The 21,207-nt window shown below is 59.8% G+C and carries 19 protein-coding genes; 11 read left to right on the plus strand and 8 right to left on the minus strand.

Features of this window, described 5'->3' with window-relative positions:
* Nucleotides 1–190: 190 nt before the first annotated feature.
* The gene (locus tag K1X75_07760; GenBank protein MBX7057947.1) at nt 191–919 is read left to right on the plus strand and encodes a hypothetical protein; all 729 of its coding nucleotides are present in this window, start codon (nt 191–193) and stop codon (nt 917–919) included.
* Here the strand turns inward: K1X75_07760 and K1X75_07765 are convergent.
* Nucleotides 913–3,135 carry a hypothetical protein gene (locus K1X75_07765; protein MBX7057948.1) on the minus strand — a complete coding sequence of 741 codons (2,223 nt, stop codon included), beginning with the start codon at nt 3,133–3,135 and terminating at the stop codon, nt 913–915. The two genes, K1X75_07760 and K1X75_07765, sit on opposite strands and share 7 nt — an antisense overlap.
* Complete coding sequence (locus tag K1X75_07770; protein ID MBX7057949.1) at nt 3,136–4,602, minus strand: hypothetical protein; 1,467 nt, start codon at nt 4,600–4,602, stop codon at nt 3,136–3,138.
* A 259-nt stretch (nt 4,603–4,861) separates the two neighbouring features.
* Between K1X75_07770 and K1X75_07775 the strand changes: the two genes are divergently transcribed.
* The 4 genes from K1X75_07775 (at nt 4,862) to K1X75_07790 (ending at nt 9,029) form a co-directional block, all read left to right on the plus strand.
* Nucleotides 4,862–6,901, plus strand: a complete 2,040-nt coding sequence (locus K1X75_07775) for an ABC transporter ATP-binding protein/permease (protein ID MBX7057950.1) — start codon at nt 4,862–4,864, stop codon at nt 6,899–6,901.
* Nucleotides 6,902–6,993: 92 nt separating this feature from the next.
* The gene (locus tag K1X75_07780) at nt 6,994–7,434 is read left to right on the plus strand and encodes a response regulator (GenBank protein ID MBX7057951.1); all 441 of its coding nucleotides are present in this window, start codon (nt 6,994–6,996) and stop codon (nt 7,432–7,434) included.
* Between the two features lie 168 nt (nt 7,435–7,602).
* The gene (locus K1X75_07785) at nt 7,603–8,673 is read left to right on the plus strand and encodes a tetratricopeptide repeat protein (GenBank protein MBX7057952.1); all 1,071 of its coding nucleotides are present in this window, start codon (nt 7,603–7,605) and stop codon (nt 8,671–8,673) included.
* Nucleotides 8,670–9,029, plus strand: coding sequence for a hypothetical protein (locus K1X75_07790; protein ID MBX7057953.1), 360 nt, complete (start codon nt 8,670–8,672; stop codon nt 9,027–9,029). The genes K1X75_07785 and K1X75_07790 overlap by 4 nt, the downstream gene beginning before the upstream one ends.
* Here K1X75_07790 and K1X75_07795 read toward each other — a convergent pair.
* On the minus strand, nt 9,004–9,408 hold the full coding sequence (locus tag K1X75_07795) for a hypothetical protein (protein ID MBX7057954.1): 405 nt from the start codon (nt 9,406–9,408) through the stop codon (nt 9,004–9,006). The genes K1X75_07790 and K1X75_07795 overlap by 26 nt on opposite strands.
* Nucleotides 9,409–9,542: 134 nt before the next feature.
* On the opposite strand from K1X75_07795, the gene K1X75_07800 reads away from it, so the two are divergent.
* Nucleotides 9,543–10,727 (plus strand): deoxyguanosinetriphosphate triphosphohydrolase, encoded by a 1,185-nt coding sequence (locus K1X75_07800; protein MBX7057955.1) that lies wholly within the window; start codon nt 9,543–9,545, stop codon nt 10,725–10,727.
* Between the two features lie 38 nt (nt 10,728–10,765).
* Here the strand turns inward: K1X75_07800 and crcB are convergent, their stop codons facing one another.
* Nucleotides 10,766–11,149 carry a fluoride efflux transporter CrcB gene (gene crcB / locus K1X75_07805; protein ID MBX7057956.1) on the minus strand — a complete coding sequence of 128 codons (384 nt, stop codon included), beginning with the start codon at nt 11,147–11,149 and terminating at the stop codon, nt 10,766–10,768.
* A gap of 110 nt (nt 11,150–11,259) precedes the next feature.
* Between crcB and K1X75_07810 the strand changes: the two genes are divergently transcribed.
* The 3 genes from K1X75_07810 (at nt 11,260) to K1X75_07820 (ending at nt 13,312) form a co-directional block, all read left to right on the plus strand.
* The gene (locus tag K1X75_07810) at nt 11,260–11,688 is read left to right on the plus strand and encodes an SRPBCC domain-containing protein (protein MBX7057957.1); all 429 of its coding nucleotides are present in this window, start codon (nt 11,260–11,262) and stop codon (nt 11,686–11,688) included.
* Between the two features lie 86 nt (nt 11,689–11,774).
* A complete protein-coding gene (gene leuB / locus K1X75_07815) occupies nt 11,775–12,866 on the plus strand; it encodes a 3-isopropylmalate dehydrogenase (protein MBX7057958.1) in 1,092 nt (363 codons plus the stop codon).
* Between the two features lie 59 nt (nt 12,867–12,925).
* Nucleotides 12,926–13,312 carry a response regulator gene (locus tag K1X75_07820; protein ID MBX7057959.1) on the plus strand — a complete coding sequence of 129 codons (387 nt, stop codon included), beginning with the start codon at nt 12,926–12,928 and terminating at the stop codon, nt 13,310–13,312.
* Nucleotides 13,313–13,388: 76 nt separating this feature from the next.
* On the opposite strand, the gene K1X75_07825 is transcribed toward K1X75_07820, so the two are convergent.
* The 3 genes from K1X75_07825 to K1X75_07835 are packed head-to-tail and all read right to left on the minus strand — an operon-like array spanning nt 13,389 to nt 15,216.
* The gene (locus tag K1X75_07825; GenBank protein ID MBX7057960.1) at nt 13,389–13,868 is read right to left on the minus strand and encodes a stringent starvation protein B; all 480 of its coding nucleotides are present in this window, start codon (nt 13,866–13,868) and stop codon (nt 13,389–13,391) included.
* Nucleotides 13,869–13,870: 2 nt separating this feature from the next.
* Nucleotides 13,871–14,632: a polyphenol oxidase family protein gene (locus K1X75_07830; GenBank protein ID MBX7057961.1), complete on the minus strand. Its 762-nt coding sequence runs from the start codon at nt 14,630–14,632 to the stop codon at nt 13,871–13,873.
* Nucleotides 14,629–15,216: a hypothetical protein gene (locus tag K1X75_07835; GenBank protein ID MBX7057962.1), complete on the minus strand. Its 588-nt coding sequence runs from the start codon at nt 15,214–15,216 to the stop codon at nt 14,629–14,631. Before K1X75_07835 ends, K1X75_07830 begins: the two co-directional genes overlap by 4 nt.
* A gap of 44 nt (nt 15,217–15,260) precedes the next feature.
* Here K1X75_07835 and K1X75_07840 point away from each other — a divergent pair, with 44 nt between their 5' ends.
* A complete protein-coding gene (locus K1X75_07840; GenBank protein MBX7057963.1) occupies nt 15,261–16,013 on the plus strand; it encodes a phosphoribosylanthranilate isomerase in 753 nt (250 codons plus the stop codon).
* Between the two features lie 2 nt (nt 16,014–16,015).
* The gene (gene mutS / locus K1X75_07845) at nt 16,016–18,601 is read left to right on the plus strand and encodes a DNA mismatch repair protein MutS (GenBank protein ID MBX7057964.1); all 2,586 of its coding nucleotides are present in this window, start codon (nt 16,016–16,018) and stop codon (nt 18,599–18,601) included.
* Between the two features lie 33 nt (nt 18,602–18,634).
* Here mutS and K1X75_07850 read toward each other — a convergent pair whose 3' ends face one another.
* On the minus strand, nt 18,635–21,154 hold the full coding sequence (locus K1X75_07850) for a glycogen/starch/alpha-glucan phosphorylase (GenBank protein MBX7057965.1): 2,520 nt from the start codon (nt 21,152–21,154) through the stop codon (nt 18,635–18,637).
* Between the last annotated feature and the right edge of the window lie 53 nt (nt 21,155–21,207).

Raw genomic sequence — 21,207 nt, forward strand, 5'->3', positions numbered from 1 at the left:
AACCGCTCAGCGCAACAATTGCGCCCGGCGGCATGACTACATTTACCATGGACAACTTCAACGGCGGCATGACCGCAACCACCTTAACGATTCCCAACAATGACAGCAACGAATCAAGTTATGTAATAAATTTTGCCGGGTGCAATTGCTGATGAGTAGCTTCAGGAAACGTTCCGCTCTTTCTTGTCTCTTGATAGCTTTACTTCTCAATGCCTGTATCGAAGCGCAATTGCAAAGTCCGGCTGCGGACCGACGCGTGGTTCTTGCTTCGCCCGAGGCAGCCTGCGAAACGATTGGCGAATTTTCACGCTGGTATCTGCTTTTTGGAGTTCTGCCGCTGCCCTGGATCAGCGACTCGCCGGAGTTTTCCACTGCCGACAATCGTTCGATGCGCATTCAAGAAAAGATCAGCTGGCTGGATGCAGCCATCACTCTTGGCGGCGGCTGGCTGCTGTCGCTAACGCGACGCACCCTGGAGCTGCAAAGTTGCGAAGAGCATCTGGCGGTCGTAGGCGCCGCCGAGCGACAGGCCGAGCTGCAAAGCCAGCTGGATGCGCTGATGCGCGGCGCAGGCAGGGTTGTGCTGCATTTGCAGGATGAATCGATTCGTAGCGGTCGCGTCGTCGAAATCAGCGCCGATGAGATTGTACTGGAGCGCGACGATATTCCGGCGACGCCTGCGGCTGTCTTTGATCGAGTCACGCTCAAAACCGGCCAGGTCCTGGAGGGCAAAATCACCAACCAGACGGCCAACAGCGTCGTTATCGACCTTGGCGGACGGACGCGTCGCCTGTTGAAACGGGACATTGCACGCATCGATCTATCTGTAGCGGCAGGCGGGACGAATGCCGCGCAGAGCGCCGATCAAATGCTGCATATTCCGCGGGCGCAAATTGTGCGCATTGCGCTGCATCAATAGCCGGCAATGATGCTGCGGGCCTCCTCGCGCAGGCCCGTCATTCGGCTGCGCTCCTCGCTGCGCAGCAGCGGCATCCCCAGGTTGCGCTGCATCCATTGTTCGGTGGGCGTGTGGCGAAAGGATGATTGGGAAGAAGCGCTGAGCGCCTCCAGCATCAGTCGCGAATAGTTGACGGCAAACATAAAGCGCACCCCTGGGCGGCTGTTGTCGGCCCGGCGCCGACCGGTTTTTTCGCCGCGATTTTTTCGAACGCGATCCTCCTCGAGATAGTATTCTTCGATACATTCGCGGAAGGTGAGTTCGCCGCTGCGAAAGTAAGCCAGCGCATCCGGCAGGCAATCGTACACAAATTGACCGAGGGCAAAGAAAAAGGCCGGCGGACCGGGGCTGCGCGCGGCATCATAGATGATTCGCAGCAGACGGGCGTTGTCGCCGCCTACCGGGTAGTACAGGGTGTGATTGAACTTCTGGTACCATCCGCCCACAACGATGCCATCCTCCTCCGGAGGCGAACCCAGTTCGGCCGGGCTTCGGCTCTCGCCCAGCGCGGTCGTTCGAAAATCAGGGAAATCCAGGCGGTGGATCTCGCGCATTGGCGCGCAGCTGCCGGGCAATAGTAGCAGCAGCATATTTTGCAGCGTTTCACTGCCCCGCTTCTCCAGCACAATACGTTCGCGCTGCAGCTGCCTCCGCGGCAAATCGGGGTCCACGAGCGTCGCCAGGCGCAAAAGACAATCCGCCGTTGCTCGCGTATTGAGTTCTTGCAAAATGATCGGCGGGCAGCCGCGTCGCTGTTCCGGGCGGTCTTTCCAGAGGCGCATAATTGGATTGAGCGTCATCGCGCCGTGACGCAGGCCGGGCGTGACAGAATAGCCGCCAACGCTTCGCCGCACCGGTCGCAGACGACGCACCGCAATGTCTCGCGCTTGCTTGAGATAGTGCGACTCAAAGAGCGGATCGCCACGGAACTCCCCGGGAATTTCCTGCAGCATTCCAGCAAATCGAAAGCGCGGCGGGCAGTCAGCAGTTGGCGTCGCTTCGCGGGGGCCCTGCTGGCCGAATTGGTAGAGGGCTTCGATTTGCCGGTCGATTTCCGCGAGTCGTAAGAGGATTTCTTCAATGCGCGCTGCAGCGGAATCTCCTCCGCTCTGTTGCCATCGATGCAGAGTTCTGCGCAAAACCTCGTCGCGGGCCTGCTTCTGGCGCAGCAGGAACTGTCGCCGCGCAGACAGCGTTTCGCCGGCCTGCATGGCCCCCTGGCGTCGCAGACGAATTTCGCGCAGTTGGAGGCGATGCAGCTGTCCGAGGATGGCGGCTACACTGCGCGCCGCCGCCGCCAGCGGTCTTGCGCCGCGCGCCCGTTCATAGAGCGCCAGCGCTCCCCGGCTCTGGCCCAGAAGATCCGGAATGCGGCGAATCAGTTCGCGCTCATTCTCCCCCAGAACCTGAAGTTCGCCGCGCTGCAGTCGATGCAGCAGGTTGCGCGCCGCTGCATCGGGCAGTTGTTTCCAGAGCTGCTGCTCCGCCGCAAGGCGCAAGGCAATAAGGGCCAGACGATCGCCGTCGCGGATCAGCTGGCTGCGCAGCGTCGTACCGTCCTTTTGTAGCTCATCGAGCGATAGATCCAATGCCGGTCCCAGTTGTTCCAGCGCCTCCAACCGTTGCTGCCGTTCCTCGCGCAGACGCCAGAGCTGGCGAAAAGGCGCCAGCTGTACAATCAGATCGTCGGTCAAGCCCTGCAGATACTGGCTCAGGTAGTAGATTGAAAACGAGGATGAAAATGTGAGAGCCTGCTGGTATTGATCGAGGATTGCCTGGTGCAGCGCCGGTCCAACGGAACTCTCGCTCTGCTGCTCCGGGATGCCGAGGTCGCAAAGCGTCCCGCCCTCAAAAAATGGCTCCGTGAAGATGGCGGTATCGCGACCAAAAAGGGCGCGCGCCGCAGCGACATCAATGACTCGATACCAGTATTGTCGAAAACGTTCGGAGGCCAGAGTCGCAAAGCTATGCAGCGCGCGATGCGACGGTTCGCTGCGCCAATCCGGCGGCGCCAGCGGAGTTTTGAATTCCAGCCAGTGGGCCGATCGTAGCGCTGCTGCGTCCAGCCGCAGCGTCTGAAAGCGGACCCGCCGCGGCCGAAAATAGCGTCGCCCGCTGGCATCGACGGTCAAGCCGGCGCGCGCATCGTCGAGCAAACGCCTCGCGAGCTCGCTCACTTACTCGCTGGCGGCGGGGTCGACGGCGCCCCGGCGTCGACCGGCAGTCAATTCAGTGAAGCGACGGTGCATTTCTTCGTCGTAGTGAGCATCGACGGCATAGACAATATGCCGCGAATCGTCGCGCAACAAATCAAATTTTGCAAAGCGCGGATCCGGTCGGAGGTGATCGAGATCGAATCGAACGAAGCACATGCGCGGCGTGCGAGCGATTTCAGGCTGGATGGTTGCAAAGCGCGAAACCTGCGGCTTGCTCTGGTAGCGGCTGGCCGCGTCGATCTGGCAAACCTCAAAGAAGGGCCGGCCATCGGAACCGCGGGAGGCGACGATCACAAAATCGCCCTCGGTGATGATGCGCTCATTGTCGCACAGGCTCATGGCAACATGGTCCAGAAACTCGCGCACAATTCGATCGGTGTAGGTAAAAAAGGAATTGTTCACGATCATCTGCACTGCGCGGCGCGGTGAAAATGCGTCGCGCCACGACGTTTTGGAGGTGAGCGATGCAAATTCCGAGGCCAGCGCCAGAACGTTGGCGTCCTCATCGTAGGCCAGATCCGTCTTCAGCAGTTGCAGTTGTTTGCGCACATCGGCGGCGATGTGGTCCTTGCCGGGTTCCGTCCGATAGCGCTCTTCCAGGGAGTTCAGCTTGCCCAGCAGCAGCTTCATATTCGGGTAGTTGTTGCCCGCGGCGCCCGTACGCATCGGTCGGTGGTGGCAGAGAATATTGCGCTTCACTCTGGGATCAATGCTTGGTTCGTGAGCCAGCATCAGGTAGGACATCATCGGATGGTTGCGAATGTATTCCATCTGTGCGTCGCTCAGCGAAGCATCGGCTGGCATCTGCATGCGACCATAGCCAATGTCACAGAGCAGGGCGCTCATCATCAAGACATTGACCTGATCCGCAATGCGCTGCTGGTCGCGCAGGCTCTGCGCTTTCATGCCGCGTGTTTTCAAGGCCATGGAGACAACGGTGCGCTTGACAGCCATCTCCACTTCCTGCTCGGCCCCCATGCCGGTCATCAGTTCGATGATATTGACGAGGCCGTTCATGGCGTCCGGCTGCTGTTCAAAATCCTGGAAGAGTTTATTCAACCGTTCGCTGGACTGCTTGGCATGGAGCGACGTGATTGTGCCGCGTTTGAGCTGCCCAAAAAGCTCCGCTGTATCGTGCGTCAGGCCGCCGGCATGGTCCTCGGTCAGCAGTTTGACATCGCTGAGTCCGTCGTTGTTGCCCTCGCCCTTTTTCTTCTTGATGCCGAGGACATCCATGTCGTCGGTATTGTAGTAGATGCCCTGCTGGACAAAGCGCAGCAACCGATCGATTTCAGCGTCGCTGGCCTGTTCCTTCTTATAGATAAGAATCTGTCCGTCCTTATTGTAGAAATGGACCGGGATTTCGCGTTGCGTCCGAAATCGATCAATGGTCTCTGGCGAGAACTCAAACAGATGATATTCGCCCATTTCCTTGAACCGACGACCAGACTGAGGCCGCCGTCCCTTGAAGCAACAAACATACAATCGGTCGGGACCCCTGCGGCCCGCGCCCGGTCTGCAGGCGGCTGGCCGGAAGCGCAGAGGGCATGTTTTTGTTGAATGATCGTCCTCTATCCGGCGTCATGACAGCCGCCGGCGGCGACGCCTCGCCGTGCAAAGGGGCCTGCCCTCTCCGGGATAACGTCAGGATTCTGTGAGCATTTTTCTCCGATTGTTGTCCTACACCCTGCGCTACCGCTGGCGCTTTACCGCCGGGGTGCTGATATCCTTTCTCAGCGCGGCGCTTGCTGGACTTTCGTTGACTCTGTTCATACCTTTGTTCGACGCCCTTGGCGCCCGCGATGACCGCTTTGAGATGCAGTTTTCGCGCGAGGAGCGGCGGCTGCTGGCCAATGCCGCCCACCGTCAATTTGTAGATATGCTATTTTCGCCGCGCGGCCTGGATATGATCCGGCAGCCAAATCTGGCGGCAATGTACACAAAAGCGGGCGTGCCGGATTGGACGCTGATCAATACCGAGCAACGCATCGACCAGGCCTTTGCGACGCAGGCGTTGCAGAACTTAACCCGTGATCGAATTACGCGCAGTTTGCCGCGGACCGAAGGAGCGCGGCTGGAAACAATTATCAAAGCTAAACTATGGATCAATGAACAGGGCTTCGCTCCGCGCGAGGTGGTATGGTATGCCTGTCTGGCATTCATTCCGGCCAGTTTGCTCAAACTTGGGCTGCTGCTGGCCTGCGTCCGACTGATTGCCGGCACCGGCTACAAGGCAGTACGCGATCTGCGCGATGAGCTCTACCGCCGCGTCCAGCGCTTGAAGCTTACGCAATTCTATTCGGAACGCAGCGGAGAACTTGGCAGCCGCATTGTGAATGATGTAGAGATTGTGGCCGCCGTCATTTCCAGTAACTTACGCGACGCGATCACTAACCTGTTCATCATTCTGACGCACCTGCCCCTGCTGGCCCTGTTGAATCATAAGTTGCTGCTGGTTTCGCTGGCTGCCATTCCGATCATGATGTCGCCGATTACCCTGTTTGCACGGAAGATCCGGCGTTCCGTGGACCGCAGCCAGTCCCTGCTGGCAGGATTGAACGGCCATCTGCAGGAGACCATCTCCGGCATGCGCGTGATCCGTTCGGCCGGCGCCGAGGGCTATGAGATCAATCGCTTCAGTCAGGTGAATCACCGCTTCTACTGGCGAACCTTCAAGCAGATGCTCTATCTGAAACTGGGCGTCTACCTGGTGGAGTTGAATTCGGTGCTGGTGGCTCTGGCGATCATGGGCGCCGGCGCCTACTATCTGGACCGAACGAACTTTACCCAGGGAGAATTTATGGGCTTTATGCTCTTGATGCTCTCTATGATACGACCGGTCATTCAGTTGAGCGGAATGTTTGGCAAGTTCCAGGCCGGTGCGGCCGCCGGCGCCCGGATATTCAATCTCATGGATCGCGAGCCAGAGAATGTCGATCCGCCCCAGCCGCGGGCGCTACACCGCTTGCACAGATCCATTCGCTTTCACAATGTTCGTTTTACCTATCCCGGAGCGGAGCGCGAGGTGCTGCACGGCATCGATCTGGACATTCCGGTTGGAAGCACGGTGGCGCTGGTAGGCGAAAGTGGCAGCGGCAAGTCGACGCTGATGGATTTGATGGCGCGATTTTTTGATCCGACCCACGGACGCATTCTGGTGGACGGCGCAGATATCCGTGAATTCAGGATCGCCGATCATCGCTCGCGTATTGGCATCGTTACCCAGGAGATCTTTCTTTTTTACGGAACCATATTTCAAAACATTGCCTACGGCTCTCCCAATCACAATCGACGCGAAGTCGTGAAGGCGGCGCGCCTCGCCTATGCCCACGATTTCATCAAGGAATTCTACGAGGGCTATCAGACGTTGGTCGGAAATCGCGGGGTCGCGTTGTCCGGCGGTCAGCGGCAGCGCATCGCCATTGCTCGCGCCTTGTTGCGCGACCCGGAAATACTGATCCTGGACGAGGCCACATCAGCTCTCGACGCTGAAAGCGAGCGCCTGGTACAGCAAGCGCTGGAACGACTTTTTCAGAACCGCACTACCTTTGTCATTGCTCATCGTCTCTCTACAATTGAGAATGCCGATCGCATCATCGTTCTCTCCGAAGGGCGCATCGCCGATATCGGCTCGCACCAGGAGTTGCTGGCGCGGGGCGGCTTGTATGCAAGGCTTTACGAGATCAGCAAACAGGGCGGAGCGATTGGCCCGGCTGTATCGCACTGAGAATTTGCCGCTGGCGGCGACCGGTCGGTCCAGATTGGGCTGCGGAAATCGCTGGCGCGCAAAGCTCGCTGGCGAAAGCATGTTTCCCCGACATGAAGCGCCTCTTGCTGGTTGATGATAACGACAAGTATGCTCGTCTGCTGACCGAGTACTTTGAACCCCTGGGCTATCGCTGCGAGCGGGCCGTTGATGCCGCCAGCGGCTGGCAAATGCTGCAGTCGCAGGGGCCGGAGGCCTACCAGGTGCTGGTCACTGATATCACCATGGAGTCGCAGCTGGCCGGGGTTTACATGCTGCGCAGGTTCCAGAAAGCGGGCTTCCGCGGCACAGTAGTAGTTGCCTCTACAGGTTTTGATGCGCCAGGCGGCATGCCCCTATCCCGGCTGGTCTTGCGCTTTTGCGGCGTCCATTTTCTGATCCCGAAAACTACGGTGCTGGCCAGCGCCCCACTCTTCTATCCCATAGCCTTTTTTTCCAGCCCGCTCCGAAATTTTGTAGAAGCTGCCGCTTCGAACCGCGAGACCCGGGCCTGATCGGAGTTGCGCATTTCTGGCGATCCGCTGCACGCTTCTAAGCGTCCAATCGGTAGGCCGTGGTGTTGAGCAAGGGCGGGAGTCGCGGCAGCGCGTCTTGTCCCGGGAAGACCGACAATTGCGCAGGCCGGCCGGCGGAATATAAATAGAGACAGGTGTCGCCTTTCTATGAAACACTATCTTCCTGTGCGCATCTCCCGCGTGGCAGCAATGGCCCTTCTGGCGCTGGGTTGCGGGCCATCGATCCCCATTCGTTTCCCGCAATTTCCGGATCAGACCGGCAGCCAGTTGCGGACTGTAACCGAGGGTCGCCGTAACGTTGGCATTGTGGCCGCGGAATCCTCCCGCGGCGATAGCGGCTATTCCGGCGGCGACTGGACAGCAACGATGGAGGCGGCCCTGACCAATCAGATTTCCGAACGCGGCTACTTCAACCTCGTCGACATCAGCTCGCGTAAGGAACGATTGCGCGAGCTGGCTTACACCCAGAGCGGCATGACCGCCGAGTCATTGCAGATTGGGCGGGAGCTGCAGATCAATTTGCTGCTCATTGTTCGCCCCACTTCGCGTCCCAAGGTTGAGTGCCGCGTTGAGCAACGCACAGACTATGCTGGTTCGGCGCTGGCGCTTGCTTCCGCTGCGGCCTCGGGCAACAGCAACAATGCCGGTCTTCAGAAGAAACCGACCGGCGTTCTCTCGCTCACTGTCTACGTGCAGGGCATTCTGGTGAACGTCGAAACCGGTCGGACGCTCAGCTACGCTAATAGCGAACCCTTTGTTCTGGCGGCCGATGTTGGCGATTCAAGCTGCCCATCGCAGCTGGAGGCCTTTGACGGCGCCTTGCAACTTGCGGCGCGCAATATCGCCTCGCGGCTTTCGCCAGAGGTGGTCACGGTCAACGTGCCGCTGCTGGCCGACACGGACGAACTCAATGGACCCAATACCGACCGAGTGCAGGGCTGGTTGGAAGCAGGCAATGAGTGGGCTGAATCCGAAAACTTTGAACAGGCTGCAAAAAGCTGGCAGCGTGCGCTGAATGAAAGCGACGGAGAATCGGTTTCAGCGCTCTGGAATCTGGCCGTATACGCCTGGTATTCTGGCGACTATGATCGCGCCGAGCAGTACTTTGAAAAGGCGCTGGATGGCGCCGGACCTTCCTGGTTGGACGGCGCCAAACGTCGTTTGATCTCGCAATTTCGCGAGCAGAAGTCGCTGGAGCGCGGCGGACCGCAGCGGTGAGCAAGGGAAGGGGCCGCTGGCTTGCTGTCTTGCTCAGTGTGCTGAGCCTGGCCGCCATTTTTTCAGGCGTCCGTTGCACCTTGCGCACGTCGCCCAATGCCGAAGAGTGTCGCAAAGGTTTGCGCAATTTCCTGCGACTGCAGACCGGCGGCGCGCTGAGCGAAGCGCAACTGGATCAGCTCTTGAATCAGGGCGAAAGCCCGGCCATGGCGGAGCAAGTCTGCATTAAGAAGAAATCGCGTCTACAGGTTGAGTGCGAGATCGAAGCAAAATCGATTGAGGAGCTGCGCCTCTGCCGTCGGCTGGCGCCGCCCCCGAATTCGGGAAGTGCTAGCGAGGCGCCGCACACTCCTTGATGGGATAGCAGATTTCCTGCATGACGTTGCGTCGCGGGCCCACCGCCGAGTCGGAAAAAACGGCAAAGCGTCCGTCGGCAAGGGCCATGCAATACAGATTCTCGGCCGGATCGTTGTAGTACAGGGCTCCGTAGACGGGCGGCGTTACCCCGTCGTTGAAACTGACCAGAAAAGTGAGCCCGTAGTGCTCGCGTAGTTCGTTTTCGCTCTGAACGGCGATTACGCGACTCTGTTTCAATCCGCGCGTGGTGGAGCATTGCGATGGAATCGACGAATAGATGCGAACAGCGCCGTGTCTTTCACTGAGAATAAAGGCGCAGCCTCCCGCCAGCGCGCTGGCCGCGACAATCAGTAAGCTAGCAATCCAGGTCCTTGCCATGATCCACCTTCGAGGGACCAGCCTCCTTCACCCGGCCAGTCTTGCGACTCTGATTTTGCGGCCGGCTTCGGGAAAGGGACGACAGGAGCCAGGCGCGGGCCTGATCTGTCGCAGCTTGCTGGCATACTCTGGCAATGGAATGGCGTCCTGTGAATCAGCTGGAAGCATCGATGGACGGCCGCTTGCATCCGGCGGCCTGCCTGCACCGCGAAAGCGGCGGCCGCCTGCATGCCGAGCCCGATCATTCCTATCGCAGTTGCTTTCAGCGCGATCGCGATCGTCTGATTCACAGCAAGGCCTTTCGCAGATTGGGTTATAAGACTCAGGTATTTGTTAATTCGGCTGGCGATAACTATCGCACCAGGCTCACCCATTCGCTGGAAGTGGCGCAGATCAGTCGTTCCATTTGCGGCGGTCTGGGCCTGAATGCTGATTTTGCCGAGGCCATTGCCCTGGCGCACGACCTGGGACACGCGCCCTTCGGGCACAGCGGACAGGATATTCTAAACCATCTGATGCAGGGACATGGCGGCTTTGAACACAACAGCCAGAGCTTGCGCCTGGTGACAGCCCTCGAATCCCGCTACCTGCAATTTGAGGGCTTGAATCTTTGCCGCGCCACGCTAATGGGCATGATGAAGCGGCCGCACGTCTATGATTGTGATCCAACGCTCCTGCCGCTGCTGGAGTTGCGAGCGCAACGGCAGCCGGCGCTGGAAGCCTCGCTGGCCGACCATTGTGATCGCATAGCGTATATCCATCATGATCTGGAGGACGGGCTGGATGCAGGGTTGCTGAATCTGGAAATGCTGGAAGATCTCCCGCTCTGGCGCGAGGCGCGCTTTGCCGTGCAAGCAGCTGACACGACGAGCTATCAGCGTGCACGGCCGCCGTTGCGAATCCGGTCCATTTTGCGCTATATGATGGATCGAGCGATCAGTGATTTAATGAGTGAAACGGAGTCGCGGCTGGCGGCGCTGCCGGGGGCCAGTGCGGCGTCAATCCAGCAGCTCCCGGCCGCGGACTATCCGGTGCGTTACAGCGCTGCCATGCGCCAGGGGCTGGCCGAATTGCAACGTTTCCTTTTTGAGCGGCTCTATCGCAGCCCGCGTGTCATGCAGATGTCGCGCCGTGGCGAACGCATCGTCGAGTTCTTATTTCAAGAGTACTGTGCGCGTCCGCGTTTGATGCCTGAACACTACCAGCAGCGCATGGAGGCAGCCGGGCTGGAGCGCAGCGTGAGCGACTATATTTCGGGCATGACCGATCGCTATGCCGAGTTGCAGTTTCAAGGCCTCTCCGGGCGCACACAGCCTTGAAGCGACCGGCGCGACTCCTGCAGGTCGCCTGCGGTTGTTCAACTGAGCGCCTTGTGCGCCAGCCGCCAGCCGCACCACAATAGAAGGACACCGCCCAACACGCTGGCCGCCAGATAGGCAAGGGCCTCGCCCCAGGCGCCGCGTTCCAGCATTTGAAAGGTATCGATGCTGAAGCTGGAAAAGGTAGTAAAGCCGCCAAGGAATCCAGTCAGGATCAACAAACGAAGCGCTGGCCATTCGATCGCCAGATGGCCAAGGAGGGCGGCCAAAAAGCCCATGGCCAGACTGCCCATTAAATTAGCGGCAAGAACCCCCCACGGAAATCCATCTCCCCACCAGCGCGCCGCTCCCAGAACGGTTGCGTAGCGCGCCAGGGCGCCGGCTGCGCCGCCAATGGCTACTGCTGCGATATTAGGGCCCATGGCGGACAGTTCTGTCCCGCCGCCAGAGGCGGTCAGCGAAAATCCCTCCAGATTTCATTGGTAGCGTCGATAGGAAAGCCAGGGCGCTCCAGCCGCACAGGAAGGCGAAGATGTTTCGAGTCACCACGCCGGCGCTATCCGAGCGCCTGAAAGACATAGAGCACGAGGTTACAATCCGCTCTACATTGCCGCGCGTGTTTGATGCGCTAACTTCCTCGCGCGTCATAGATGAATGGGGCGGGGGCCCAGCGCGGGTCCAGGCCCGTCTCAACGGTCGCATTTCGCTGTGGGACGGCGAAATCTGCGGCGTGATTAAGGAAATCGAGTATCCCACGCGACTGGTACACACCTTGCGCGAGATCAGCTGGGATGAAAACTGGTTGGATTCGCTGGTTCACTGGCGCCTGGATGAGACCGAGCGCGGCGTTCGCGTCCGCCTGCTGCATACGGGGCTTCCCAACCGACGTCTTCGTGAAATTCACTTTGAGGGATGGTGCGAGTATTTCCTCGGACCAATGAAATCTTACCTCGAAGGCTGACATCGCTTCGTAGCGACTGTAGCTATCGATTTCGTTCTCATTCTCGTTCTATTTGACCGCCGCATCCGCCTGGACATTCTGGCTGGATGGCTCACCAGGTTGCAGTTCTTGCCGGCGACGGCATTGGTCCGGAGGTGATGCATGTCGCCCTGGAAGCGATCAGCGCCGCAGTGGGCGATGCTTCCTTTGTATTCCACGAGGCGCCAGTAGGCGGCGCTGCAATTGATCTGACCGGCTCGCCGCTGCCCGATGAAACGGTTAAGGTTTGCGAATCCAGCGATGCTGTTCTCTTTGGATCCGTCGGCGGCCCGAAGTGGGAGCATCTGCCGCCGGAGCGCCAGCCGGAGCGCGGCGCCTTGCTGCCCCTGCGCAAGCACTTTCAGCTTTTCGCCAACCTGCGGCCGGTCCAGCTCTATCCTGAATTGATCGCTTCCTGTCCGCTCAATCCAGCGCGCGTGGAGAAGGGCGTCGATATGCTGATCATCCGCGAGTTAACGGGCGATCTCTACTTTGGACAGCCGAAGGGTCGCGAGGGAACCGGGGAGATGGAGAAGGGTTTCGATACGATGGTCTATCATCGTTACGAAATCGAGCGCATCGCGCGCGTCGCCTTTGAGGCCGCGGCCCTGCGCCGTCAGCGGGTAACCAGCATCGACAAAGCAAATGTTCTAACTACCATGGTCTTCTGGCGGGAAGTTGTCAGCGAGTTTGGTCGAAATTATGCCCTCGAAAGCGGCATCGAGTTTCAACTGGATCATATGTACGTCGACAACGCTGCCATGCAGCTGATTCTCAAACCCTCGCAGTTCGATGTGGTGCTTTGCGGCAACATGTTTGGCGATATCCTTTCCGACGAAGCCAGCGTTCTGGGCGGCAGCCTGGGCATGATGTCCAGCGCCTCCTTGAGCGCTGGACGGCAGGATTTCGGACTCTACGAGCCCGCAGGCGGCACTGCCCCGGACATTGCCGGCAAGAATATTGCCAACCCCATAGCGCAGATCCTTTCTGCGGCCTTGATGTTACGTTACAGCTTCAAGATGGAGCCGCAGGCCCGAGCAATGGAAGACGCCGTCCGGGCCTCGATTCGCGATGGCGCCCGTACCGCGGACATTGCCGGTCCAGGAGATCGCGCCATTTCGACCACCGAAATGGGGCAAGAGATCATTCGTCGCCTGTGAAGGCCTGAGCGACGAAATCAGCGTCGACAGAGGGAGCGCGCCAGAAAGCTTGATGCGCCATGCTGGGTACGCGCGTTCGCAAAGTGGTCATCGCCGAGGACCGCAAGCAGGAAGCCTTCAAACTGCGCCAGATCGTGGAATCGGGCGGCTATCGTACTGTCCAGATCTTCGAAAATGGCCGGGATTTCTTGAAGTGGCTGGAGGCGCATCCCGATGAAGCGGACCTCGTCCTTCTCGATATAATTATGCCAACGCTTGATGGCTACGCGGCCTTTGCCGAAATGAAGCAGCGCTGGCCAGATTCTCCGATACGGACGATATTTGTAACGATTGAGAACAGCAAGCCAGTAGCGGAGGCTTTGCTGAAAATGGGCGCCGCTGGCATTGTCAATAAGCCCCTGGACCGCGACGCGGTGCTGACCGCGATCAAGCAGGCCCTGACGTAGGAGCCTGGCTTCAAATCGCGTTGTTGCCTCAAAACGGCAGGGAGGGTGTTTTGAGACCTGCTCTTAAGTTCTACCGCTACGCATCCTCCGGCGCATCTTTGCGCGAGCGGCGAAAATCAACTTCGATGACGCGCGAGTCTTCGCTGCGACGGATCAGACGGTCTTCCGCGGCCGCTGGCGCGCTGCGCGTCGCGGAGTCCTCCTCACTGGCCGCCGGAGCCGCCCATTGCACCATCACCCGACCGCCTTTGTCGAACATTCGCAAGATGCACTCGAAGGGAATTGCCACGCTTTCCCAACGACTGAACTGCAGCTCACACAGAAGAAAGCGATCATTCAAGGCCAGATGACGGACGCTGTGCGGACCGAATACCAGGATGATGCCCTCTTCCTTTTCTTGCTGCACCAGTCCGCGCTGGCCAATTTGCAAATCGGGATGTGGCTGGCAATGGATGTAGAATGTATCGCAATGCTGGAACATCACGTCCAGCGTCGCGCGCTTGAACTGCCGCAAGCGTTGCAGCTGCTCTTGATCGGGAGGCGCGCCGCGTTCCATGATTATTCTGAATTTGACGGGCCGCCTGCTGACGGCAACGCAATTGCTAGCAAATTCCGACCGACGTCGCCGCAACGGTGGGAGAAATACAAGTTATTTTGCTCTGTTGTGCAGGCGTTGAGGCCGCCATGCCAGTGTGGATCCCGGCAAGCCTCCTCCGCCTGACTGCGGGCCTCGGCGGCCAAATCAAGGAAGGAGCGATCCTGGCTTCCGGGCCGCGTGTGTCGAAAACGCTCAGCGACTTCCGGACCAACTTCATAGTGTGTGGCACAAATGTGCGGACCGATTGCGCAGTGCATCTGCCAGGGACTGTCCGATCTGCGTTCGAAGGCGCGGATTGCCGAACGCAGCGCGCCGGCAATGATGCCCTCGGCCATGCCGCGCCAGCCGGCATGGACCACGCCAATCAGCGCCGGCTGATCTGCGCCAGAGCTCAGGCAAAATAGCAGGGGCAGGCAGTCGGCGACGCGAACCAGCAGGGCGACGCCGCGCCGGGCGGTATACAGCGCATCGGCGCGCGCCACATCGCCTTCCGGCAGGTATTCTGGCCGGCCTGGAGCGATTTCCACACATGCAGCGCCATGGACCTGATCCAGGCTGAAGGCCTCGGCAAGATCAAGGGCGGCCGCGCAACGCCTTCGCTCGATGCTTTTGCGATCGGTCGTCGCAAGCTCGGCGATATCCTGTAAAGCATTGCGGCCAAGCAATACGGCGCGCGCCGGGCCCAGCTGAATCTGCAACGCCTGTGCTGCCGCAGCATTCATGGAGCATGGACCCCTGCCTGGCGATAGCGTTGGTCCAGGGCTTCCATCTGTCGCAGCTCCTCGCCCTCAATGGCCGAGAGCGGAGCGATGAAGGTGTGCAGTCCTTTTGCAGAGAGCTCTGCGCCCTGCAGACACTCCAGGACGGCGCCGCTCAGACCGTAATGCAGCAGCTGCGAAGCGCTGATGCGCGAGGCGTCGGCCGGCGTGCACTGATCCAGGCGCAAGGGAAAGAGATAGAAGGCCATGATTCGGGCCGCCGGCCAGTAGCAGTGGCTGAGCAGGCGTTCCTCGCTGGCATTGAGTTCTGGCAGGAATAGTACATCATCCACGCGCTCAAAGAAATCAGGGAGCAGATCGTTCTGAATCAAGGAAAAGAAATGTGCGCCAGAATCAAGATCGTAGCAGCAAGGCGAGCGCCGCGCCACACGCCGACGGGCATGGAGCCGCAGCGGTCGCCTGGCAAAGGCCCCGCTGTGCAGAGTGCGCGATTCATATTTGGCATCGCCCCGGCAAATAAGGCGCAGGCGCGCGGCAATCTGGCGACGCAAGCGCGGCGCTTCCAGGCGATATGAGAGCGCCAGCATCGGGGAAGCAGAGATCTGGCCAACGCTTCCGGCAAACAAAATTTGTGGCCGACGCTCCACAAGCGGCGGAACTGGGCCTGATGATGCCTGCGCTGGTCAAGATCTGCGGCAATGTCTATCCGGAGGATAGCCACGCGATCGCCGCTCTGTCGCCGGACTTCATGGGCTGGATTTTCTCGCCGCGCAGCGTACGCCGGGTGCGCGCGGCAGCCGTAGGCGGGCCGCTGTCCATCCTGCGTCGTAAATTTCCCCGGATTGCACAGGTCGCCGTCTTTGCCGAAAACAGCCTGCCGGAGATGATGCGCATTCTCTATACAATCCCCTATTTTGACGCCGTGCAAATCAGCGCGCCGGCGGCGCAGGTCCTGGCTTTGCGCCGCCTGTGCCGCGCCGCCATGCAGCGCGGCGACTTGCCGCCGCTCTCTATCTGGCCTGTCCTGCGTCCACGGGGGCCGGTCAGCTGGCTGGACCGGGCGCAGCTGATGCCGGCGGCGCTTACGCTGCTCGACTCCTACGCGCCGGGTCAGGCCGGCGGCACCGGCCAGCAATTGAATCCGGAGTGGGCGCGGCCAATGCAGTCGCCGTTCTTGCTTGCCGGCGGCCTCAACGCAGAGAACGTTAGCGAAGCATTGCTACGCTCCGGCGCAATTGGCGCCGATGTTGCGTCGGGCATTGAAAGCAGCCCAGGTCGAAAAGATTTGCTGAAGGCGGCGGCTTTTATCAGCGCGGTGCGCGCTGTAGCCGCGCCCTCGGCAGCTGCGCTGCGCCTGTCTGCAATCCGAGCGCGGCGACTCTAAGTATGTCGCGCGAGAAGAAAGGAGCTGCAGCTGCCGCCGACGATCCGCTGGCGACGCCGGTCATGCGCCAGTACCTCGAACTCAAGCGCGGCCTGGACGATGCTATCTTGCTTTTTCGCATGGGCGACTTCTACGAACTTTTCCTGGAGGATGCCGAACGCGCTGCGCCGATCATGGACGTTGCGCTCACCAGACGCCAGTCAAGCATCCCGATGTGCGGCGTACCCTACCATAGCGTGGAAACCTATGTGCAGCGCTTGATCGCCGCCGGCTGCAAGGTGGCAATCGCCGAGCAGCAGCCTGATCCCGAAAATCCGCGCTTGATGCAGCGTCGCCTGCAACGCGTGATCACGGCCGGCACGCTTGTGGAAGAGGGACTGTTGGCCAGCTCCGCCAACAACTACCTGATGGCCTTTGCCGTTGCCGGCGACAATTTGGGCCTTGCCCTGGCTGATGTTTCCACGGGCGATTTTTTCGCTTCGGCAGTGGCATGCGGCCAGGGGCCAGCATCGGACGACACTGCGCCTCGATCCGGCGAAATGCTACTGGCGACCGCGCTTCGCGACTGGATCAGTCAGTACGCGCCGCGCGAAATTCTATCGCCAAGCGATCGTTTGCAGCTGCGCACTCTGGCCGCCCCCGAGGGTCGAGCCATCTGGCAGCCGATGGAGCCATGGAAGGCCTCGCCCTCCGAAGGTTTGCGACAGCTGGAAACGCGCTATGCGGTTCGCGCTCGCGGCCTTGGCTTCGAGGACCCTGCTTCGCCGGCGCTGGGCGCCTTGAGTCTGATTCTTCACTATGTTCGTACAAACTTTCCCGGGCAGACCCTGTTCTTGCAGGCCCCTGCGTTCCGCGAGGGGCCTGGCGCCTGCTTGCGCCTCGACGAGCAGACTATAAGGCATCTGGAGTTGACCGAGAATCAGCAGGACGGCGGCCCGCAGCGTACGCTTTTTTCTACGCTGGATCGTTGCAAGACCCCCGTTGGCAAACGAGCGCTGCGCGCCGCGATCCTGGCGCCCTTTCGGAACATTGCCGAAATTCAGGCGCGGGCCAATCGAGTCGAGCAACTGCTGGGAAACGATGGCTTGCGTTCGGCGCTGTCCGCCGCGCTGGACGGAGTCCAGGATCTGGAGCGAGCGCTGGCCCGACAGGCCGCCGGTCGCGGCGCACCGCGCGATTTCGTCATAGCTCGCCAGGCAATCGTTGCGGCGCAGTCAATTGCAGCTGCAACGGCTGGGGCCGGCGGCGGCTGGCTGGAAGTCACAGCCTCGATAGCAACCCTTGCTGAGGATTTGCAAAGGATCGTGGTGGATAGTCCGCCGGCCGTCTTTGGCGGCGGAGCGCTGGTGCGCGATGGCGTCGACGCGGAGCTGGATCGCGCCCGCCAGGCGCAGCAGCAGGGCGGCCAGTGGATTCTGGACTTCGAGGAACGCGAACGCAAGCGCAGCGGACTCAACGCCCTGCGCGTGAAGTACAACCGGGTCTACGGCTACTTCATTGAGATCAGCAAGGGCCAGGCAAAAGACGCGCCGCAGGATTACACGCGCAAACAGACGCTGACCGGCTACGAGCGCTTCAGCAATGACGAGCTGGCCGAAATGGAGGCCACGCTACTGGGCGCCGAAGAAAGGATTCAGCTGGCGGAGGAGCGCATCGCCGGCGAACTCAGCCACCGTCTGCTGGCTGAAAGCGGCGCACTCAAGCAATTGATGCAAGCATTGGGTGAGACGGATTTACGTCTGGCGCTGGCCGAGGTCGCGGCCCGCGGCGACTGGCAGCGGCCGCAGTGCGTCGCCTCAGGGGCGGCTTGTCTGGAAATCGACGACGGGCGCCACCCGGTGGTCGAAGAGCATCTGCCGCGCGGCGATCTGTTTACGCCAAACAGTGTACGACTGCTGGCCGCAGAGCGCAGCTTCGCGGTTTTGACCGGACCAAACATGGCCGGCAAATCGACCTACATTCGTCAGATCGCCTTGATCCAGTTGCTGGCGCAGATGGGGTCCTATGTGCCGGCGCAAAACTGTCGGCTCAGTCTATGCGACCGAATCTTCACGCGCATTGGCGCCGGCGATAATCTGACGCGCGGCGAATCGACTTTCTTTGTGGAGATGCTGGAGACGGCGCGCATTCTCAACCAGTGCAGCAGCCAATCGCTGGTCATCATGGACGAAGTGGGTCGCGGCACCAGCACCTACGATGGCATGTCCATCGCCTGGGCCATTGTCGAACGATTGAGCGACCCGGAAGGCCCCTTGCCGCTGACGCTCTTTGCCACGCACTATCATGAACTGACGGCGCTGGGCGAACGTGAAAAGGTGATCAACCTGACGATGGATGTGCAGGAGCGCGACGGTCGCGTTCTGTTTCTGCATCGCGTCCGCGAGGGCGCCGCCGATCGCAGCTATGGCATTCATGTGGCCCGTTTGGCGGGCATGCCCGAAGCGGTCCTGCGGCGAGCGGAGGAGAAATTGATCGAGCTGGAGCGCGAGCTGGACCGCAGTCGCCAGCAGGAAGCCGAACAGCATTCCAGCCGGCGCGGTCGCACACGTCGCGCCGCCGACGGCAATCAGAGCAGCCTCTTTAGCTGAAGCCTCTGTATTGTCGACGGCGTATTTGCGCTGTTACACTGCCGCTATGCGCGGTTCGCGCTTGGGCGATACCGGCGATGCATTCCAGATTTCTCTGGCATACTGCATGATCGTCCGGTCGGACGAAAACTTTCCGGAGCGCGCCGTATTCAAAATCGATCGACGGGTCCAGGCGCGACGATCGCGGAAGTCGCGCGCCGCCTTGTCCTGGGCTTCGGCGTAGGCGCGGAAATCGGCAAGCACCATGTAGTAGTCTCCGCCGTTGAGCAGCACATTGATCAATTCCTGAAACTGGCCGGGCTCATGACGGTTGAAATAGTTGCCCTGCACGGCATCCAGGGCGTGCCGGATCACCGGGTCCTGACGGTAGTATTCCTGGGGATCGTAGCCGCCGCGGCGATGCTCCTCGACTTCTACATCGGTCAATCCGAAGATGTAGCAGTTGTCCTTGCCCACTTCTTCCAGGATTTCGACATTTGCGCCATCAAGCGTGCCCAGCGTCAGTGCGCCGTTCAGCATGAACTTCATGTTGCCCGTGCCCGATGCCTCCATGCCGGCAGTGCTGATCTGCTCGGAGATATCCGAGGCCGGGAAAATGCGTTCCGCCAGACTGACGCGATAGTTTGGCAGGAAGACAACATTCAATCTTCCCTTTACGTCCTTGTCGTTATTGACCACATGTGCTACGGCATTGATCAGTTTGATGATCGCCTTGGCGCGGTGGTAGCCAGGCGCCGCCTTGCCGCCAAAGATTACCGTGCGTGGCGTGTAATCCAGGTGCGGATTGGTCTTCATCATCTGGTAGTCGGCAATGACGCGCAGAATGTTCAGATGCTGACGCTTGTATTCGTGGATGCGCTTGATCTGGACGTCGAAGATCGAGTCCGGGTCTACCGTGACGCCGGTTTCAAAAAGAATCAAATGGGCCATGCGTTCCTTGTTCTTACGACGAACGCGCTCCCAATCAGCTTGCAGATCGCCGTCATCGGCCAGCGGCTCCAGATCGCGCAAACGGCCTAAGTCCTGAATCCAATCGCTGCCGATGCGCTTGGTAATGACCTCGCTCAGCTCGGGATTGGAGGCAACGATCCAGCGGCGGTGTGTGATGCCGTTGGTCTTATTCTGAATGCGACCTGGCCAGAGGCGGTGGAAGTCGCCAAAAATTCGTTCGCGTAGAATTCTGGTGTGCAATTCGGCCACGCCATTGACGGCTTTGGAGCCAACCACTGCCAGATTGGCCATACGCACTTTCTTGCCGCCGCCTTCGTCAATCAGCGACATACGCGCAAGCAGGTCATCCGGCGCTCCCTGCGCCCGCAGTTGGTCCATAAAGCGACGATTGATTTCAAATATGATCTGCAGATGGCGCGGCAACAGACGGCCAAAAAGTTCCATGTCCCAGGTTTCCAGCGCCTCGGGCATGACGGTGTGGTTGGTGTAGGCGCAGCACTGCTGCGTCAGGGCCCAGGCCTCGTCCCATTCCAGTTGCTTCATGTCGACCAGCATGCGCATCAATTCGGCCACGGTCAGCGCCGGGTGCGTATCATTGAGCTGGAAGAAGACGCGGTCCGGCAGGCGATTCCAGTCCGTCTCCTCTTGCTCAAAGGTCGCCAGTGCGTCCTGGACGCTGGAGCTTACCAGCATGTACTCCTGCTTGAGGCGCAGCTCCTTGCCCTGCAGAATATTCTCGTTGGGGTAGAGCACCTTGGAAATCGTTTCCGTGTGGAACTTGTCTTCTACGGCGCGCAAGTAGTCGCCGTGGTTGAAGTAGTCGAAATTGAAATCAGAGCTGGATACGCTATTCCATAAACGCAGGTGGTTTACGGTGCGCGTGTTGTAGCCCGGGCACAGAATGTCGTAGGCCTGAGCCATCACCGTTTCGCCCGGCGTCCAGCGGAAGCGAACATTGCCGGCGTCGTCTACAAAGGACTCGCTGTAGCCGTAATAGTAAACGGGATAGATGATATCGTGGCGCATGATTTCCCACGGGTTTCCGCGCGCCAGCCAGTTGTCCGGAGCTTCCTTCTGGTAGCCGTCGACAATCTGCTGGTGGAAGATGCCAAACTCGTAGCGAATGCTGGCGCCACAACAGGGCAGATCCAGGGTCGCCATGCTTTCCAGGAAGCAGGCGGCCAGTCGGCCAAGACCGCCGTTGCCCAATCCAGCGTCCGGTTCGTACTCGCTGATTTCGTTGAGATCGTAGCCAAATTGCTGAAGGTTGTGAGCGACGCGCTCGCGCATGCCCAGATTGACAAGGTTGGTGGTGAGCAGACGCCCCAGCAAAAATTCCATGGAAAGATAGTAGACTCGCTTGGAGCGCGCCTCGCGAATATTTTGCTGCGTTTCATTCCAGCGGTCGATCAGGAAGTCGCGAATGGTGTAGGCCAGAGCCTGGTAGATATCGGGCCCGTGGATATTTGACTTATACTTACAGACAGTGTATTCCAGGTGGTGGGCGAAGGCCTTTTGCAGCGATTCATCGTCGATATTCTGGATTCGATCCATCAGCTCCCACAGTCGTTTGCGGGCGGCGTCGCGGTCAGAGTGGTTCATCCGGGCTCCTCAGGTGGCGGCTCAGTGCCGAGGTCCGAGGGGGCGACGCCGGG

It is taken from the genome of Leptospirales bacterium, assembly GCA_019694655.1.
Classification (GTDB): domain Bacteria; phylum Spirochaetota; class Leptospiria; order Leptospirales; family Leptonemataceae; genus SSF53.

Bases quoted from the DNA above. Each gene is read 5' to 3' on its own strand.
- K1X75_07830 (MBX7057961.1), bottom strand. From the start codon at position 14,632: ATGAATGCTGCGGCAGCACAGGCGTTGCAGATTCAGCTGGGCCCGGCG.
- K1X75_07835 (MBX7057962.1), bottom strand. From the start codon at position 15,216: ATGCTGGCGCTCTCATATCGCCTGGAAGCGCCGCGCTTGCGTCGCCAG.
- crcB (MBX7057956.1), bottom strand. From the start codon at position 11,149: ATGGGCCCTAATATCGCAGCAGTAGCCATTGGCGGCGCAGCCGGCGCC.
- mutS (MBX7057964.1), top strand. From the start codon at position 16,016: ATGTCGCGCGAGAAGAAAGGAGCTGCAGCTGCCGCCGACGATCCGCTG.
- K1X75_07800 (MBX7057955.1), top strand. From the start codon at position 9,543: ATGGAATGGCGTCCTGTGAATCAGCTGGAAGCATCGATGGACGGCCGC.
- K1X75_07785 (MBX7057952.1), top strand. From the start codon at position 7,603: ATGAAACACTATCTTCCTGTGCGCATCTCCCGCGTGGCAGCAATGGCC.
- K1X75_07780 (MBX7057951.1), top strand. From the start codon at position 6,994: ATGAAGCGCCTCTTGCTGGTTGATGATAACGACAAGTATGCTCGTCTG.
- K1X75_07820 (MBX7057959.1), top strand. From the start codon at position 12,926: ATGCTGGGTACGCGCGTTCGCAAAGTGGTCATCGCCGAGGACCGCAAG.
- K1X75_07825 (MBX7057960.1), bottom strand. From the start codon at position 13,868: ATGGAACGCGGCGCGCCTCCCGATCAAGAGCAGCTGCAACGCTTGCGG.
- K1X75_07770 (MBX7057949.1), bottom strand. From the start codon at position 4,602: ATGGGCGAATATCATCTGTTTGAGTTCTCGCCAGAGACCATTGATCGA.
- K1X75_07795 (MBX7057954.1), bottom strand. From the start codon at position 9,408: ATGGCAAGGACCTGGATTGCTAGCTTACTGATTGTCGCGGCCAGCGCG.
- K1X75_07810 (MBX7057957.1), top strand. From the start codon at position 11,260: ATGTTTCGAGTCACCACGCCGGCGCTATCCGAGCGCCTGAAAGACATA.
- K1X75_07850 (MBX7057965.1), bottom strand. From the start codon at position 21,154: ATGAACCACTCTGACCGCGACGCCGCCCGCAAACGACTGTGGGAGCTG.
- leuB (MBX7057958.1), top strand. From the start codon at position 11,775: ATGGCTCACCAGGTTGCAGTTCTTGCCGGCGACGGCATTGGTCCGGAG.